The 18,144-nt window shown below is 38.6% G+C and carries 13 protein-coding genes and 1 pseudogene; 13 read left to right on the top strand and 1 reads right to left on the bottom strand.

Annotation, left to right across the window (positions count from 1 at the left end):
- The first annotated feature begins 89 nt into the window (after nt 1-89).
- The 9 genes and pseudogenes from mutY to HT721_RS02690 all read left to right on the top strand — a co-directional run bounded on the left by mutY (nt 90) and on the right by HT721_RS02690 (nt 11,065).
- Entirely contained in the window at nt 90-1,265 is a 1,176-nt protein-coding gene (gene mutY, locus HT721_RS02730; protein WP_173212552.1) for an A/G-specific adenine glycosylase, read from the top strand.
- 55 nt (nt 1,266-1,320) lie between these two features.
- The gene (gene yycF, locus HT721_RS02725; protein WP_050223087.1) at nt 1,321-2,025 is read left to right on the top strand and encodes a response regulator YycF; all 705 of its coding nucleotides are present in this window, start codon (nt 1,321-1,323) and stop codon (nt 2,023-2,025) included.
- Entirely contained in the window at nt 2,018-3,367 is a 1,350-nt protein-coding gene (gene vicK / locus HT721_RS02720; protein ID WP_173212554.1) for a cell wall metabolism sensor histidine kinase VicK, read from the top strand. Before yycF ends, vicK begins: the two co-directional genes overlap by 8 nt.
- A gap of 1 nt (nt 3,368) precedes the next feature.
- Nucleotides 3,369-4,178: an MBL fold metallo-hydrolase gene (locus HT721_RS02715; RefSeq protein WP_054384038.1), complete on the top strand. Its 810-nt coding sequence runs from the start codon at nt 3,369-3,371 to the stop codon at nt 4,176-4,178.
- A gap of 90 nt (nt 4,179-4,268) precedes the next feature.
- Nucleotides 4,269-4,511 carry a DUF6290 family protein gene (locus HT721_RS02710; protein ID WP_049521138.1) on the top strand — a complete coding sequence of 81 codons (243 nt, stop codon included), beginning with the start codon at nt 4,269-4,271 and terminating at the stop codon, nt 4,509-4,511.
- A gap of 1 nt (nt 4,512) precedes the next feature.
- On the top strand, nt 4,513-4,767 hold the full coding sequence (locus tag HT721_RS02705) for a type II toxin-antitoxin system RelE/ParE family toxin (RefSeq protein WP_001809704.1): 255 nt from the start codon (nt 4,513-4,515) through the stop codon (nt 4,765-4,767).
- Between the two features lie 75 nt (nt 4,768-4,842).
- A complete protein-coding gene (locus HT721_RS02700) occupies nt 4,843-6,729 on the top strand; it encodes an Eco57I restriction-modification methylase domain-containing protein (protein ID WP_173228854.1) in 1,887 nt (628 codons plus the stop codon).
- 109 nt (nt 6,730-6,838) lie between these two features.
- Nucleotides 6,839-7,789: pseudogene (locus tag HT721_RS02695) on the top strand (Abi family protein).
- A gap of 21 nt (nt 7,790-7,810) precedes the next feature.
- On the top strand, nt 7,811-11,065 hold the full coding sequence (locus tag HT721_RS02690; RefSeq protein ID WP_173228852.1) for a DEAD/DEAH box helicase family protein: 3,255 nt from the start codon (nt 7,811-7,813) through the stop codon (nt 11,063-11,065).
- Nucleotides 11,066-11,317: 252 nt separating this feature from the next.
- Here HT721_RS02690 and HT721_RS02685 read toward each other — a convergent pair whose 3' ends face one another.
- Nucleotides 11,318-12,304, bottom strand: a complete 987-nt coding sequence (locus HT721_RS02685; RefSeq protein WP_023942623.1) for an L-lactate dehydrogenase — start codon at nt 12,302-12,304, stop codon at nt 11,318-11,320.
- Between the two features lie 194 nt (nt 12,305-12,498).
- On the opposite strand from HT721_RS02685, the gene gyrA reads away from it, so the two are divergent.
- The 4 genes from gyrA (at nt 12,499) to HT721_RS02665 (ending at nt 18,075) form a co-directional block, all read left to right on the top strand.
- Nucleotides 12,499-14,967: a DNA gyrase subunit A gene (gene gyrA / locus HT721_RS02680; protein ID WP_101781992.1), complete on the top strand. Its 2,469-nt coding sequence runs from the start codon at nt 12,499-12,501 to the stop codon at nt 14,965-14,967.
- Complete coding sequence (gene srtA / locus HT721_RS02675) at nt 14,967-15,710, top strand: sortase SrtA (protein ID WP_164226230.1); 744 nt, start codon at nt 14,967-14,969, stop codon at nt 15,708-15,710. The genes gyrA and srtA overlap by 1 nt, the downstream gene beginning before the upstream one ends.
- 139 nt (nt 15,711-15,849) lie before the next feature.
- Nucleotides 15,850-16,647: a formate/nitrite transporter family protein gene (locus HT721_RS02670; protein ID WP_173228850.1), complete on the top strand. Its 798-nt coding sequence runs from the start codon at nt 15,850-15,852 to the stop codon at nt 16,645-16,647.
- 147 nt (nt 16,648-16,794) lie between these two features.
- Entirely contained in the window at nt 16,795-18,075 is a 1,281-nt protein-coding gene (locus tag HT721_RS02665; RefSeq protein WP_173228848.1) for an O-acetylhomoserine aminocarboxypropyltransferase/cysteine synthase family protein, read from the top strand.
- Nucleotides 18,076-18,144: the final 69 nt, after the last annotated feature.

Below are 18,144 nucleotides of genomic sequence, written 5' to 3'. Positions count from 1 at the left end.
CTCTTTGATTTTCATTGAGTTTCCCTTGGGAAGAGGTTTTTTAATATTAGGAAAAGGACAGTTAGAGTCTTCTGTGTTATACTAGAGATATGTTAGATTTGAAAGAATACGGTATCGTTATGTGGTCAGAGGAGAAGATTATTTCTTTCCGTCAGAAACTTCTCGCTTGGTATGATGAAAATAAAAGAGATTTACCATGGCGTAGGAGTAAGAATCCTTATCATATCTGGGTCTCTGAAATTATGCTCCAGCAGACCAGGGTGGATACGGTTATCCCTTATTACGAACGATTCTTGGACTGGTTTCCAACAGTGGAAAGTTTGGCAGCTGCGCCTGAAGAGCGTTTGTTGAAGGCTTGGGAAGGTTTGGGTTATTATTCTAGAGTTCGTAATATGCAGGCTGCAGCCCAGCAGATTATGACTGATTTTGGTGGCCAATTTCCAAACACCTATGAAGGAATTTCCAGCTTGAAAGGGATTGGACCTTACACTGCAGGAGCCATTTCCAGTATTGCTTTTAACTTGCCTGAGCCAGCTGTAGATGGTAATGTCATGCGGGTTTTGGCGCGTCTGTTCGAAGTCAACCATGATATTGGGATTCCAAGTAATCGCAAAATTTTTCAGGCAATGATGGAAATCTTGATTGACCCAAAACGGCCAGGTGACTTTAATCAAGCTTTGATGGACTTGGGGTCTGATATTGAGGCGCCTGTAAATCCCAGACCAGAAGAAAGTCCGGTTAAGGACTTTAGTGCGGCATATCAGAATGGCACAATGGACCGTTATCCAATCAAGGCTCCCAAGAAAAAGCCAGTTCCTATTTATCTCAAAGCCTTGGTGGTAAAGAATAGTCAGGGACAATTTTTGCTTGAAAAAAATGAAAGCGAAAAGCTATTGGCAGGTTTTTGGCATTTCCCACTGGTAGAAGTTGATGATTTTTCGCAAGAAGAGCAGTTTGACCTCTTTCATCAGGTTGCGGAAGAAAGTGTAAACTTTGGCCCCAGTCCAGAGGAGAGTTTCCAGCAGGACTATGACCTAGATGTTGCTTGGTTTGATGTTTATTTTGAGACTGTCAAGCATGTCTTTAGTCATCGTAAATGGCATGTTCAAATTGTAACAGGTCAGGTGACTGACTACCATGACTTTTCCGATAGAGAAGTTCGCTGGCTTTCACCAGAAGAGTTCAAGAATTACCCACTTGCCAAACCCCAACAAAAAATCTGGCAGGCTTATGCAAAAGCCAATATAGACACTAACAAAGACTAGCTATTGTGTCTTCTTGTTATTTTTTTGGTATAATAGTAGAGAAAAAGGTGAACATATGAAAAAAATACTAATTGTAGATGATGAGAAACCAATCTCGGATATTATCAAGTTTAATATGACCAAGGAAGGTTACGAAGTTGTAACTGCTTTTAACGGTCGTGAAGCGCTAGAGCAATTTGAAGCAGAGCAACCAGATATTATTATTCTGGATTTGATGCTTCCGGAAATTGATGGTTTGGAAGTTGCTAAGACCATTCGCAAGACCAGTAGTGTACCTATTATCATGCTGTCGGCTAAAGACAGCGAATTTGATAAGGTCATCGGTTTGGAGCTTGGGGCAGATGACTATGTGACAAAACCCTTCTCCAATCGTGAGTTGCAGGCGCGTGTTAAAGCTTTGCTGCGTCGTTCTCAACCTATGCCAGTAGATGGGCAGGAAGCAGAAAGTAAACCTCAACCTATCCAAATTGGGGATTTAGAAATTGTTCCAGACGCCTACGTGGCTAAAAAATATGGCGAAGAACTAGACTTAACCCATCGTGAGTTTGAGCTTTTGTATCATTTGGCATCGCATACAGGTCAAGTCATTACGCGCGAACACTTACTTGAGACTGTCTGGGGTTATGACTATTTTGGTGATGTCCGTACAGTTGATGTGACTGTCCGACGTCTGCGTGAGAAGATTGAAGATACGCCCAGCCGACCAGAGTATATCTTGACGCGCCGTGGTGTAGGGTATTACATGAGAAATAATGCTTGATTTACTGAAACAAACGATTTTTACCAGAGATTTTATCTTTATCCTGATTTTGTTAGGTTTCATCCTTGTTGTGACCCTCTTATTACTAGAGAATAGACGTGATAATATTCGGTTGAAGCAAATCAATCAAAAGGTTAAAGATTTGATTGCAGGAGATTATTCCAAGGTTCTTGATATGCAAGGTGGGTCTGAAATCACCAATATTACCAATAATTTGAATGACTTGTCGGAGGTTATTCGTCTCACTCAGGAAAATCTAGAACAAGAGAGTAAGAGACTAAATAGTATCCTGTTTTATATGACAGATGGGGTTCTTGCGACCAATCGTCGGGGGCAGATTATCATGATTAACGATACAGCCAAGAAGCAACTGGGGCTGGTTAAAGAAGATGTTCTGAATAGAAGCATTTTGGAATTACTCAAGATAGAAGAAGACTATGAATTGCGTGATTTGATTACCCAAAGTCCAGAATTGTTGCTAGATTCCCAAGACATCAATGGGGAATATCTGAGCCTTCGAGTTCGCTTTGCCTTGATTCGTCGAGAGTCTGGCTTTATTTCAGGTTTGGTGGCTGTTTTGCATGATACGACGGAGCAGGAGAAGGAAGAGCGAGAACGGAGACTCTTCGTTTCCAACGTTAGTCATGAGTTACGGACTCCTTTAACCAGCGTGAAATCCTATCTTGAAGCCTTGGATGAGGGAGCTTTGTGTGAAACTGTAGCACCAGACTTCATCAAGGTGTCTCTGGACGAAACCAACCGTATGATGCGCATGGTGACGGATCTCCTCCATCTCTCACGGATTGATAATGCGACCAGTCACCTAGATGTAGAATTGATAAACTTCACTGCCTTTATTACCTTTATCCTCAATCGTTTTGACAAGATGAAAGGACAGGAAAAAGAAAAGAAATATGAGCTGGTGAGAGATTATCCTATCAATTCTATCTGGATGGAAATTGATACAGACAAGATGACACAGGTGATTGATAATATTTTAAATAATGCTATTAAGTATTCGCCAGATGGGGGTAAAATCACTGTCAGAATGAAGACAACTGAAGACCAGATGATTTTATCCATTTCTGACCACGGTTTGGGGATTCCTAAGCAGGATTTACCACGTATCTTTGACCGTTTCTATCGTGTGGATCGTGCTAGAAGTCGTGCCCAAGGTGGAACAGGTCTGGGACTGTCTATTGCCAAAGAAATTATCAAACAACATAATGGCTTTATTTGGGCCAAGAGTGAATACGGTAAGGGTTCAACCTTTACCATTGTGCTCCCTTATGATAAGGATGCAGTGAAAGAAGAAGTATGGGAGGACGAAGTAGAAGACTAGAATGAGTGAAATAGGCTTTAAATATAGTATTTTAGCGTCGGGTTCCAGTGGAAATTCCTTTTATCTGGAAACACCAAAAAAGAAGCTTTTAGTGGATGCTGGCTTGTCTGGTAAGAAAATTACTAGCCTACTTGCTGAAATTAACCGCAAACCAGAAGACCTGGATGCCATCTTGATTACCCATGAGCATTCAGATCATATCCATGGAGTGGGTGTGTTAGCTCGCAAGTATGGTATGGATTTGTATGCCAATGAAAAGACCTGGCAAGCTATGGAAAACAGCAAGTATCTTGGGAAAGTAGACTCGTCGCAAAAGCATATCTTTGAGATGGGAAAAACCAAAACCTTTGGAGATATTGACATCGAGAGTTTTGGTGTAAGCCATGATGCAGTCGCACCGCAGTTCTATCGCTTTATGAAAGATGATAAAAGTTTTGTCCTTTTGACAGATACAGGTTATGTCAGTGACCGCATGGCAGGGATTGTCGAAAATGCGGACGGCTATCTTATCGAGTCCAACCATGATGTAGAGATTTTGCGAGCAGGTTCTTACGCTTGGCGACTCAAACAACGAATCCTATCGGATCTGGGTCACCTTTCTAACGAAGATGGTGCTGAAGCCATGATTCGGACGCTAGGAAATCGCACTAAGAAAATCTACCTAGGACATTTGTCTAAAGAGAACAATATCAAGGAGCTGGCTCACATGACTATGGTCAATCAGCTGGCTCAAGCTGATCTGGGAGTCGGAGTAGACTTTAAGGTTTATGATACCTCACCAGATACTGCCACACCCTTGACAGATATATAGAAAGAACGCTGAGAAGGTGTTCTTTTTATATTGACTGAACACCTAAAAAGTAATACAATGGTGTTACCATTAAAAAAGGGAGTGCAAAAGATGACTACTATTACATTAAAAGTTTCTGAAGCTGATAAAACATTTATGAAAGCAATGGCTAAGTTTGAAGGAGTTTCCCTGTCGGAACTTATCCGCACCAAAACTCTTGAAGCTCTAGAAGATGAATACGATGCTCGTGTGGCAGATTTAGCCTATCAAGAGTATTTAGACGACTTGGAAAAAGGAGTTGAACCCATTACTTGGGAAGAAATGATTCATGATTTAGGCTTGGAGGATGAATAATTTGTATAAATTAGTTCCAACAAGACGTTTCATCAAGCAATTGAAAAAATTGGACCGTTATACGCAGAAGCTAATTACAAACTATTTACAAACCAATGTTTTGGAAGACCCGAGACGACACGGAAAGGCTTTGGTTGGTAATCGCGTTGGTCAATGGCGCTATAGAATTGGTAATTATCGAGTTATCGTACAAATTGTAGATGATGAATTAGTCGTTGCTACTCTAGAAGTTGGTCATCGGAGAGATATTTATTGAATTACTTTTTTCCAAGTAAATTTTCATTCTTTAAAATATGATATAATAGGGCTTACAATATAAGAGAGGTTGCTTATGACAATAGATATTAGTGAAGAGCAGTTGGATATGGAGTCTGCTGATTTATTAAAAATACTTTTAAAAGATCGAACGACCAAGAAAAATATTGTTTGGGCAACGCATTCTTATGAATTGTTAGGAAAGGGATTTGCTCCAAGTGATCGCATCAATCCAAGTAAGGTTACTGGAAACTATGCAAACTTGATTCAACCCCGATCAGAAAAGTCTAAGTATGAGCAAAAAGACCGAACCAAGATTAGAGCCGAAGTTTTTACGCCAACTTGGTTAGTTGAAAAGCAAAATGGTTACGTTGAAGTTGAACTTGAAACTCTGAATCTTGAAGATTATATCCAAGTGCGCTGGCTAGAAATTACCTGTGGTGAAGCACCTTATATGGTAACGAGATATGATACGGTAACTGGTGAGGAAATTCCATTATCTGAGCGAGTTGGTTTTGTAGATAGAAAATTGCAGCGTATTAGTCGTGAAGTTTCTGATGAAGCAACCTTCTATGAACTTGTAAAAAAAGCTTATCTAGCTTCTTATGGCTATGAGTATCAAGGAGATTCTCTCCTTTTGGCGCGTGAAAATCTTCTAGCTACCTTTGAGGACTATTATCTAGCTAAGACTGGAAATCAACCGACCTTAGAGCAAAAGAAAGAAATTGCGACTATTATATCCTACAATGTCTTTCAGATGGATGGATTGAAAAAAAACAGTCCCTACTCAGCTACACAAGGACAATCTCAACAGTTAAGCTTGTTTTCCGATGAGCTGGAAGTAGAACAAGCAGAAGAATCTAAAACCCAAATCAAAGACTGGAAAAAGAATAAAATGATAGGTTTTGAGCGCCTATCTAGTGAGGAAAGTGAAATGAAATTTGATGTCGTGATAGGAAATCCGCCATATCAGGAAACAGGAGAAGCTAGGGATGAACCAGTTTATCACTTTTTTATTGATGAAGCTATTAAAATCGCAGATAAATCGATACTAATCACTCCAGCAAGATTTTTATTTAAAGCTGGTCAAACTCCTAAAAATTGGATGGAAAAGATGCTTGAAGACAAGCATTTAAAAGTTCAATTCTATGAACTTAAAAGCGGTAAAGTATTTACAGGAACGGATATAAAGGGTGGAGTAGCAATAACTTATCGTGATGCTGATAAAGATTTGGGACCAATCGGAGTATTTACTATTTTTGAATCTTTGAATAGTATTGTAAAAAAAATCGAAAAACATCCAGACTTTAAAACTTTTTCTGATTTAGTTTATCCTCAAGGTATTTATAGATTTTCAAATCAACTTTTTTCTGATTATCCAAATGCTGAAAATCTGCAAGGAAAAGGGACAAAAAATAAAATTGTTTCGAAATCACTAACTCAGTTAGATTTTGTTTTCAAAAACAAAGAAGAAAAAGACCATGTTGCTCTACTTGGAAGAATTGGTTCCGAACGTGTTTATCGATATATTAATAAAAAATATTTAGATTTACCGGAAACATTCGAAAATTATAATGTTTTTGTACCAGAAGCTAATGGAAGTGGTGCCTTAGGTGAAGTCTTATCAACACCCCTAATCGGGGAACCCCTAATCGGGGAACCCCTAATCGGGCATACAGATACTTTTTTATCTATTGGTAATTTTAAAACAAAATTTGAAGCCGATGCTTGTATTAAATTTATTAAAACTAAATTCGCTAGAGTATTATTAGGTGTTTTGAAAGTTACTCAGCATAACTCACGCAAAACTTGGTATTACGTTCCTCTCCAAGACTTTACTAAGGATTCGGACATTGATTGGACAAAATCAGTGGCTGATATTGACCGTCAGCTCTATCAAAAATATGACCTTTCTCCTGAGGAAATTGCCTTTATTGAGACATATGTAAGGGAGATGGATTAGAAAAGTATTTTTATTTGACAAATAGCGCTCAGTGATCTATAATAGACACATAGGATTAGGTCAGGAAGCATACGATGCCCTGACCCTTTTTATTTTATAGGAGATAAGTTTGAAGGAACATAAAACATTTAATCAACAGTTAACAATCTTAAGAAATAGGGGTGTTGTAGTACCAACGAATGGGAAGCCAAAGAGATTTTTAGAAAAAGAGAACTATTACAATGTTATAAACGGTTATAAAGATTTATTTTTAGTAAAGGACAGCAATAATCGACCTGTTGAACCTGAAATTTATCAAAAAGGAACTCACTTTAACGAACTAAAGGCCTTGTTTTTATTTGATAGATAACTAAGGATATTATTATTGAAATATTTATTGATATTCGAAAATTCAATAAAGACCACAGTTGCATATGAATTCTCTAAAAAACACCCTCGTAAGAATGCCTATTTAGATATTGCAAATTTTGTAGACAATGATCCTAAAAAAGTTCTTCAACAAATCTCTATCTTAACCAAGACGATTCATGATAAGGTAGATAGAACTGGCGCTATTAAACATTACATTGAGGAACATGGGGAAGTACCACTTTGGGTTTTAGTTAATTTTCTTACAATGGGAAACATTGCTAATTTTTACAATATTTTAACGGATAGTACAAAGAATATCATTGCAAAATTTTATACAGATAAATATAGAACACAAAATAAAGACAATACATTTAGACTATCTAGTGCAGATTTAAGTGCATGTTTGAAAGTGGCAAACCTAGTTAGAAATATCTGTGCACATGATGAACGACTGTATAATGTTAATTTAAGAAATGTCAGAATATCTCAAATAGCAAATCATTTTGGGATAAGGAGATATGATAATAAACGTTTCATAGTGGTTATTCTATTTTTAAAAATTGTACTTGATAAGAAAGATTTTCAAAGATTATATAAAGCTTTAATGAATTTATTCAATCAGTATGCTGATGAATTTAAAACTGTAGTATTTGATGATATTTTAAACACGATGGGAATCGATTTAACAGAGTTAGAAAAATTATCTTAGTTTTTTAAAAAAGGAATACTTATGCCAGTAGAAATTAAAACCTCGAAAGAAATTCATCCTAAAATCTATGCTTACACCACCCCTACGGTAACTAGCAATGAGGGCTGGATTAAGATTGGTTATACGGAGCGTGATGTCACACAACGGATTAAAGAACAAACGCATACTGCTCATATAGATACAGATGTTTTATGGACTGGAGATGCAGCTTATACGGAAGAACCTGATAAGGGAAAGACTTTTAAGGACCATGATTTCCACCATTTCCTTTCTTTCCATGATGTGGAACGTCGTCCTAAGACGGAATGGTTCTATTTTAATGGAACTCCTGAAAAATCTAAAAATCTCTTCGATAAGTTTGTTCAGCATGATTTGTCAGGTTATCAGCCTGGCCAAGGACAGGACTATACTCTGCGACAAGAGCAAGAAGAAGCAGTTTCTAAGACATTAGCTTATTTCAAGAATCATCTAGGAGGTAAGTTCCTTTGGAATGCCAAGCCACGCTTTGGTAAAACCTTGTCTACCTATGATCTAGTTCGTCGAATGGAAGCTGTTAATGTCCTGATTGTAACAAACCGCCCTGCCATTGCTAACTCATGGTATGATGATTTTGAAAAATTCATAGCAGGTCAAACGACTTACAAGTTTGTTTCAGAATCAGACAGTCTTAAAAATCGTCCAACCTTGTCACGTAAAGAATTTGTTGGTATTTTAGATGACGATGTAAGACAACTTGCTTTTATCAGTCTCCAAGATTTGAAAGGATCTGCTTATCTAGGTGGAGAGCATAATAAACTCAAATGGGTTACAGATATCCATTGGGATTTATTGGTTATAGATGAGGCTCACGAAGGAGTAGATACCTTTAAGACAGACCAGGCTTTTAACAAGATTCGACGGAATTTTACTCTGCATTTGTCAGGTACACCATTTAAAGCATTGGCTAAAGGAGATTTTACAGAGGAGCAGATTTACAACTGGTCTTATGCGGATGAACAGTCTGCCAAATCTACTTGGTCTCCTGAGCAAGAAGAGGAAAACCCTTATGAAAGCTTGCCTCAGTTGAATCTCTTTACCTATCAAATGTCTCAGATGATTGGTGAGGAGTTAGAAAAAGGTGCTCAACTTGATGGAGAGAATATAGACTATGCTTTTGACTTGAGTGAATTTTTCGCTACAGATGATAAAGGGAAATTTATCCATGAGCAAGATGTCAGAAATTGGCTAAATACTCTATCAAGCAATGAAAAGTATCCATTTTCAACCAAAGAACTTCGTAATGAACTCAAGCATACTTTTTGGCTGTTAGAACGTGTAGCCTCAGCTAAAGCTTTAAAAGCTCTACTAGAAGAACATCCCTTCTATGAAAATTATGAGATTGTGTTAGCTGCTGGCGACGGGCGTATGTCTGAGGATGACGATAAAGTCAAACTCAAATCCTTGGACTTGGTTAGAAAAGCGATAGCAGAGAATGACAAAACCATTACCCTCTCCGTTGGTCAGTTGACGACAGGGGTCACCATACCTGAATGGACAGGTGTATTGATGTTATCAAATTTGAAATCACCAGCTCTTTATATGCAAGCTGCATTTCGTGCTCAGAACCCATATTCATGGACCGATAGCAAAGGAAATCATTTCCGCAAAGAAAAATCCTATGTATTTGACTTTGCGCCGGAAAGAACCTTGATTCTCTTTGATGAGTTTGCCAACAACTTATCGCTTGCAACTGCAGGAGGAGGTGGGACTTCGACAACTCGTGAAGAAAACATCAGAGAGTTACTAAATTTCTTCCCTGTCATAGCTGAAGATCGTGCTGGTAAGATGGTTGAAATTGATGCCAAGGCGGTTCTAACTATCCCTCGCCAGATTAAAGCTAGAGAAGTTCTTAAACGAGGCTTTATGTCCAATCTATTATTTGATAATATCAGCGGTATTTTCCAAGCTAGTCAAACAGTTCTAGACATTTTAAATGAACTCCCAGTTGAAAAGGAAGGCAAGTTACAAACATCTTCTGAACTATTAGACTTTTCAGATGTTACAGTAGATGATGAGGGCAATGCAGTAGTTGACCATGAAATTGTAGTTAATCAGCAAATGCGACTTTTTGGTGAAAAAGTCTATGGACTTAGTCAATCCGTTTCAGATTTGTTCACTAAGGATGAGGACAGAACTCAAAAACAGCTGGTTAATGATTTGAGTAAGACAGTTTCTCCAGTGATTGTAGAAGAATTGGAAGCAGGCTATGACCTTAAAACGAGGGAAAAAGAACAAATCAAGAAAGAAATTTCCAAAACATTTGAGAATGAAATTCGAAAAAATGAGATAGAACGTAAAATTTCTGAGGCTCATATCAAGGAAGAGTTGAAAGAACAACTCAAGGAAGCAAATGATAAGGAGCAAAAAGATAAGATTCAAGAAGATTTGGATAAACGTTTAGAAGAAAATAATCTCATTCACAAAGAAAAACTAGAGCAAACACTCAAAAAAGAAGTGGAAAAAATGCCTGAGAAGTTTATCGAACAGGTTGAGATAAAACGGGTTGAACAGTTAAAACAATCAGCTCAAGATGAGATTCGTGACCATCTTCGTGGATTTGCAAGAACCATTCCAAGTTTTATTATGGCCTATGGTAATCAATCTCTAATACTTGATAATTTTGATACCTTTGTTCCTGAGCAAGTCTTCTTTGAGGTGACTGGTATTACGATTGACCAATTTCGTTATTTGAGAGATGGTGGACAAGATTTTGCAGGGCATCTCTTTGATAAAGCAACATTTGACGAAGCTATTCAAGAATTTCTCCGCAAGAAAAAGGAGTTGGCAGATTATTTTAAAGATCAAAAAGAAGATATTTTTGATTATATTCCACCGCAGAAGACCAACCAGATTTTCACGCCTAAACGTGTGGTAAAAAGGATGGTAGATGATTTAGAAAAGGAAAATCCAGGGATATTTGAAGATTCATCTAAAACTTTTATTGATTTATATATGAAGTCAGGTCTCTATATTGCAGAATTGGTTAAACGCCTCTATAATAGTGATGGTTTGAAACAATTATTTCCAGATTCTGAAAAACGTTTGAAGCATATTTTAGAGAATCAGGTTTATGGATTTGCTCCGTCTGAGATTATCTATAATATCTCGACTAATTTTATTTTTGGAAATCTTTCTAAAGATATTAGTAGGAAGAATTTTGTTTTAGAAGATACTATTCCAGCGGCTAAAGAAGGAAGAGTTCAGGAGTTGGTTGATTCCTATTTTGAAGATAATTAAAAAGAAGGCCGAGTCAAAATTCTTTGAAATCAGAAAAAACGCATAAGATAAGGTATTGACAATCCTTGGTATTATGCGTTTTATTGTGGGAAGATGTATAATGAATTGAAATAAGATATGAACAAATTGATTAGGGATTTAAAGCATTTTATAACAACGTTTTAGAGTAATGGGGTGCTATTTCAACTTCAACCTACTATAATACAGAAAAAAACAACTCCCTGATGATTCAAGGAGTTGTCTATGGCTAAATTAGTTTTTAGAAGCTTCTTGGAATTCTGGGTTTTTCCATGCTTCGTCAATGATAGCTTGCAATTCTTTAGCAGATGCTTGCATTTTTTGAGTTTCTGCGTCGTTCAATGGGATATTTACTGGACGAACGATACCATGTGCACCAACAACAGCTGGTTGACCGATAAAGACATTCTTAACTCCGTATTGACCTTCTTGGAATACTGAAAGTGGAAGTACTGCGTTTTCGTCGTCCAGGATTGCTTTAGTGATACGAGCAAGGGCTACTGCGATACCGTAGTATGTTGCACCTTTTTTGTTGATGATTGTGTAGGCTGCATCACGAACACCTTCGAACAATTCAATCAATTCAGCTTCTTGAACATTTTGAGTGTCTTTAAGGAATTCTTCAAGGTTTACACCAGCGATGTTAGCATGTGACCAAACAGCGAACTCAGAGTCACCGTGTTCACCCATGATGTAGGCGTGAACTGAACGAGCATCTACATCCAATTTTTCAGCAAGTGCTTGACGGAAACGAGCTGAGTCAAGTGAAGTACCTGAACCGATAACGCGTTCTTTAGGGAAACCAGAGAATTTCCAAGTTGAGTAAGTCAAAACGTCAACTGGGTTAGCAGCAACAAGGAAGATACCTTTGAAACCTGATTCAACAACTTGAGTTACGATTGATTTGTTGATAGCAAGGTTTTTACCTACAAGGTCAAGACGAGTTTCACCTGGTTTTTGAGGAGCACCTGCAGTGATTACAACAAGGTCAGCGTCTGCACAGTCAGAGTATTGAGCTGCATAGATTTTTTTAGGTGAAGTGAAGGCAAGGGCGTGACTAAGGTCAAGCGCGTCACCAACAGCTTTTTCATGCAATTGTGGAATTTCGATAATTCCAAGCTCTTGTGCAATTCCTTGGTTAACAAGTGCAAAAGCGTAAGATGAACCTACAGCACCATCTCCGACAAGGATAACTTTTTTGTGTTGTTTAGTTGAAGTCATTGTTCTAAACATCTCCTTAATTTTATTCAGGGATTTCCCCAGTTATTTTAATTCTATCACTTTTAAAAAGCTTTGTCACGAATATGCCTTTCAGTTCTTGATGTAAACGTTTTAGCTGATTTGGATACCTGAAATATGGCGAACATTATGGTATAATATTATTAATTACTAATAGTGAAATGAGGCATTTATTAATGCAGGATAGAAATTTAGTGAATGTCAATCTGACAAAGGAGATGAAGACGAGTTTTATCGATTACGCCATGAGTGTTATCGTAGCGCGGGCTCTTCCTGATGTTCGAGATGGCTTGAAACCTGTTCACCGTCGGATTCTCTATGGAATGAATGAATTGGGTGTGACTCCAGACAAACCCCATAAAAAATCTGCTCGTATTACAGGGGACGTCATGGGTAAATACCACCCACACGGGGATTCCTCTATCTATGAAGCAATGGTCCGCATGGCTCAATGGTGGAGTTACCGTTACATGCTTGTAGATGGGCATGGAAACTTTGGTTCCATGGATGGAGATGGTGCTGCCGCCCAGCGTTATACTGAGGCACGCATGAGCAAGATTGCTCTGGAGATGCTTCGTGATATTAACAAAAATACGGTTGATTTCGTTGATAACTATGATGCTAATGAACGCGAACCCTTGGTCTTGCCAGCTCGTTTTCCAAATCTTTTAGTTAATGGAGCAACTGGTATTGCTGTTGGGATGGCTACCAACATTCCTCCTCATAACTTGGGTGAAACCATTGATGCAGTGAAGTTGGTCATGGACAATCCTGAAGTGACTACCAAGGACTTGATGGAAGTCTTGCCTGGTCCAGATTTTCCAACAGGTGCCCTTGTCATGGGGAAATCAGGCATTCATAAGGCTTATGAAACAGGTAAAGGTTCTATTGTCCTTCGTTCTCGTACTGAAATTGAAGAAACTAAGACTGGCCGTGAGCGCATCGTTGTAACGGAATTTCCTTACATGGTCAATAAAACCAAGGTGCATGAGCATATTGTTCGTTTGGTTCAGGAAAAACGTATTGAGGGCATCACAGCAGTTCGTGATGAATCAAACCGTGAAGGTGTTCGATTTGTTATCGAAGTTAAGCGCGATGCCTCAGCCAATGTTATCCTCAATAACCTCTTCAAGATGACCCAGATGCAAACCAACTTTGGTTTCAATATGCTTGCTATCCAAAATGGTGTACCGAAGATTTTGTCCCTTCGTCAGATTTTGGATGCTTATATCGAGCACCAAAAAGAAGTGGTCGTTCGTCGTACTCGTTTTGATAAGGAAAAAGCGGAAGCGCGTGCGCATATCTTAGAAGGTCTCTTGATTGCGCTAGACCATATCGACGAAGTGATTCGTATCATCCGTGCTAGTGAAACAGATGCGGAAGCACAAGCTGAGTTGATGAGTAAGTTTAAGCTTTCTGAACGTCAAAGTCAGGCTATTCTAGATATGCGTCTTCGTCGTTTGACAGGTTTGGAACGCGATAAGATTCAGTCTGAGTATGATGACCTCTTGGCTCTGATTGCGGATTTAGCAGATATTCTTGCTAAACCAGAACGTGTTTCTCAAATCATCAAAGAAGAATTGGATGAAGTTAAGCGTAAGTTTGGCGACCAACGTCGTACAGAGTTGATGGTCGGTGAAGTATTGAGTCTTGAAGATGAGGATTTGATTGAAGAATCGGATGTCTTGATTACGCTTTCTAATAAGGGATACATCAAACGTCTGGACCAAGCTGAATTTACTGCTCAAAAACGTGGTGGCCGCGGTGTTCAAGGTACAGGTGTTAAGGATGACGATTTTGTTCGTGAGTTAGTGTCGACTAGCACCCATGATCACCTGCTCTTCTTCACAAATAAAGGACGCGTCTATCGCCTGAAAGGATATGAAATTCCTGAGTATGGTCGGACGGCCAAAGGACTACCAGTAGTTAATCTCTTGAAATTGGATGAAGGCGAAAGTATTCAGACGATTATCAATGTTGAGTCTGAACGCAGTGATGATGCTTATCTCTTCTTTACAACCCGTCATGGTATTGTGAAGAGAACAAGCGTTAAGGAATTTGCTAACATTCGTCAGAATGGTCTCAAGGCTTTGACCCTCAAGGATGAAGATGAGTTGATTAATGTCTTGTTGACGGAAGAAGATACGGATATTATCATTGGTACCAAGTTTGGGTATGCAGTTCGCTTTAATCAATCAGCCGTTCGCGGCATGAGTCGTATCGCCACAGGTGTGAAAGGTGTTAATCTCCGTGAGGGAGACACAGTAGTTGGTGCTAGCGTAATTACTGATCAAGACGAGGTTCTTATCATCACAGAAAAAGGATATGGTAAGCGTACAGTCGCGACTGAATATCCAACAAAAGGTCGTGGTGGTAAAGGGATGAAGACGGCTAATGTGGCTGAAAAAAATGGTCCTCTATCAGGTCTCTTGACTGTGAAAGGTGATGAAGACTTGATGATTATCACTGATACTGGTGTCATGATTCGAACCAATGTTGCCAATATTTCACAAACAGGACGCTCAACTATGGGAGTTAAAGTAATGCGTCTGGATCAAGATGCTAAAATTGTGACCTTTACAACGGTTGCAGCGGCAGAAAAAGAAGAAGTTGGGACAGAAAACGAAACAGAAGGTGAAGCATAATGTCTCAAAAAAATAATAAAAAGAAAAACAAGCGAAAAAATCTGCTGACAAATATCCTAGCAGGATTTCTGATAGTACTGTCACTGGTTTTGATTTTTAATGCGCAAATTCGAAATATTTTCATGGTCTGGAATACCAATAAGTATCAAGTTAGCCAGGTATCAAAAGAAAAAATAGAAGAAAATCAGGATACAGAAGGAAATTTTGATTTTGATTCGGTCAAAGCGATCTCTTCGGAAGCTGTTCTAGCTTCTCAATGGGATGCTCAAAAATTACCAGTTATTGGGGGAATTGCAATTCCTGAATTGGAAATGAATTTGCCGATTTTTAAAGGACTTGATAATGTTAATCTCTTCTACGGCGCTGGTACAATGAAACGCGAGCAAGTAATGGGAGAAGGAAATTATAGTCTAGCTAGTCACCATATCTTTGGTGTTGATAATGCTAATAAAATGTTATTTTCTCCTTTAGATAACGCTAAAAATGGTATGAAGATTTATCTAACCGATAAAAATAAAGTTTATACCTATGAAATCCGTGAAGTCAAACGTGTGACACCGGATCGTGTTGATGAAGTTGATGATAGAGATGGGGTCAATGAAATCACATTAGTAACCTGTGAAGACCTTGCTGCTACAGAACGTATTATTGTAAAAGGTGATTTGAAAGAAACAAAAGATTATTCACAAACATCTGATGAAATCCTAACAGCTTTCAATCAACCATATAAACAATTTTATTAGTACAAATCAGTGAAATCTAGAATTTCACTGATTTTTTTTAGATTTTCATAAAAATAAACTTTTATGAAATACAGAAAACGCTTCCTAAAATCTAAAGTTTGTGATATAATTATCAAGAAAAAAGATTTAGGAGTTTATTATGGTTTCTTCAGAATTTATCTCAAAGATTGAATTTGCTTGCAAGAAGAAAGAAAGTCTTTATAGTCAAAGCAAATTTAAGTATGCGATTCGTTCTATGTTCGCAGGTGCATTTTTAACCTTCAGTACTGCTGCAGGTGCAGTTGGGGCTGACTTGATTAATAAAATCGCACCAGGTAGTGGACGCTTCCTCTTCCCATTTGTCTTTGCTTGGGGCTTGGCCTACATTGTTTTTTTGAATGCCGAGTTGGTAACATCAAACATGATGTTCTTGACTGCAGGTAGTTTCTTGAAAAAAATCTCTTGGAGAAAAACAGCTGAGATTTTACTATACTGTACCTTGTTCAACCTTATCGGAGCCTTGATAGCAGGGTGGGGCTTTGCTCATTCAGCAGCCTATGCACATCTGACTCACGATAGTTTCATCTCAGGGGTTGTTGAGATGAAGTTAGGCCGCTCAAATGAATTGATCTTGCTTGAGGCGATTTTGGCAAATATTTTCGTAAATATTGCGATTCTTTCATTTGTTTTGGTCAAAGATGGTGGTGCCAAACTTTGGCTTGTTTTGTCAGCTATTTACATGTTTGTATTCTTAACAAACGAGCACATTGCTGCAAACTTTGCTTCTTTCGCGATTGTGAAATTCAGTGTTGCTGCGGATTCAATTGCTAACTTCGGTGTTGGAAATATGCTTCGCCACTGGGGTGTAACCTTCATCGGAAACTTTATCGGAGGAGGCTTCTTGATGGGTCTTCCATATGCCTTCCTCAATAAAAATGAAGATACTTATGTAGATTAAGAAAATGAGCACGATTGATTCGTGCTTTTTTCATTTTAAAAATAGAGTAATAGCTATTTCTTATATCAAAATATAGAAAACTAATATTGGTCAACTATACCTTAAGGTGCTACAATATCTTTAATCAAACTATTGGGAGGTCGTTTTATGACTCGTGATTTTAAATTTGAAACCTTACAACTACATGCTGGGCAAGTAGTGGATCCAGCAACTAAGTCTCGTGCAGTGCCGATTTATCAAACAACATCCTTTGTTTTTGATGACACGCAGGAAGGTGCCGATTTGTTTGCCTTGAGAAAGCCAGGTAATATCTATACTCGTATTACAAATCCTACAACGGCTGCTTTTGAAGAAAGAATTGCTGCTCTTGAAGGCGGTGTTGGAGCGCTAGCAACAGCATCAGGTATGGCTGCAGTGACTTATACAATTTTGGCGCTTGCCCATGCTGGTGACCATCTAGTGGCAGCATCAACTATTTACGGTGGAACCTTCAATCTCTTGAAAGAAACCCTTCCTCGTTATGGGATCACAACAACCTTTGTAGATGTGGATAATTTGGAGGAAGTGGAAGCAGCGATCAATGACAATACCAAGCTTGTCTTGATTGAAACCCTGGGCAACCCCTTGATTAACATTCCTGACTTGGAAAAATTGGCTGAGATTGCTCATAAACACCAGATTCCACTCGTTTCGGACAACACTTTTGCTACACCATATTTGATTAACGTCTTTTCTCACGGTGTTGATATTGCCATTCACTCTGCGACTAAGTTTATCGGTGGGCATGGTACGACTATTGGTGGCGTTATTGTCGATAGTGGTCGTTTTGACTGGGCGGCTTCAGGGAAATTCCCTCAATTTGTTGAGGAAGATCCGAGCTACCACAATTTGAGCTATACTCGTGATGTGGGTGCAGCAGCCTTTATTATCGCTGTTCGTGTCCAATTGCTCCGTGATACAGGTGCAGCCTTGTCGCCATTTAATGCCTTCTTGTTACTCCAAGGACTTGAAACCCTTTCACTTCGTGTGGAACGGCATGTGCAAAATGCAGAGAAAATTGTTAATTTCCTTGTCAACCATCCTAAGGTAGAAAAAGTAAATTATCCAAAACTTGCAGACAGTCCTTATCATGCCTTGGCTGAGAAATATTTGCCTAAAGGTGTGGGTTCAATCTTTACCTTCCATGTCAAAGGTGGGGAGGCAGAAGCTCGCAAGGTAATTGATCATTTGGAAATCTTTTCTGACCTTGCAAATGTGGCAGATGCTAAATCGCTTGTGGTCCATCCAGCCACAACCACTCACGGTCAATTGTCAGAAAAAGACCTGGAAGCCGCAGGTATTACACCAAACCAAATCCGCTTGTCGATCGGACTGGAAAATGTAGAGGATTTGATTGAAGACTTGCGCTTGGCCTTGGAAAAAATTTAAAGTAAAATAGATAAACAGTGGGTTTCGACTCGCTGTTTTTGATTTTCCCTCAGGCATGATATAATGGTT

Origin of the sequence: Streptococcus sp. 4094 (assembly GCF_013277125.1) — a bacterium.
Classification (GTDB): Bacteria; Bacillota; Bacilli; order Lactobacillales; family Streptococcaceae; genus Streptococcus.
The sequence above is the reverse complement of the archived record's forward strand: the minus strand, read 5'-3'. Positions and strand labels throughout refer to the sequence as shown.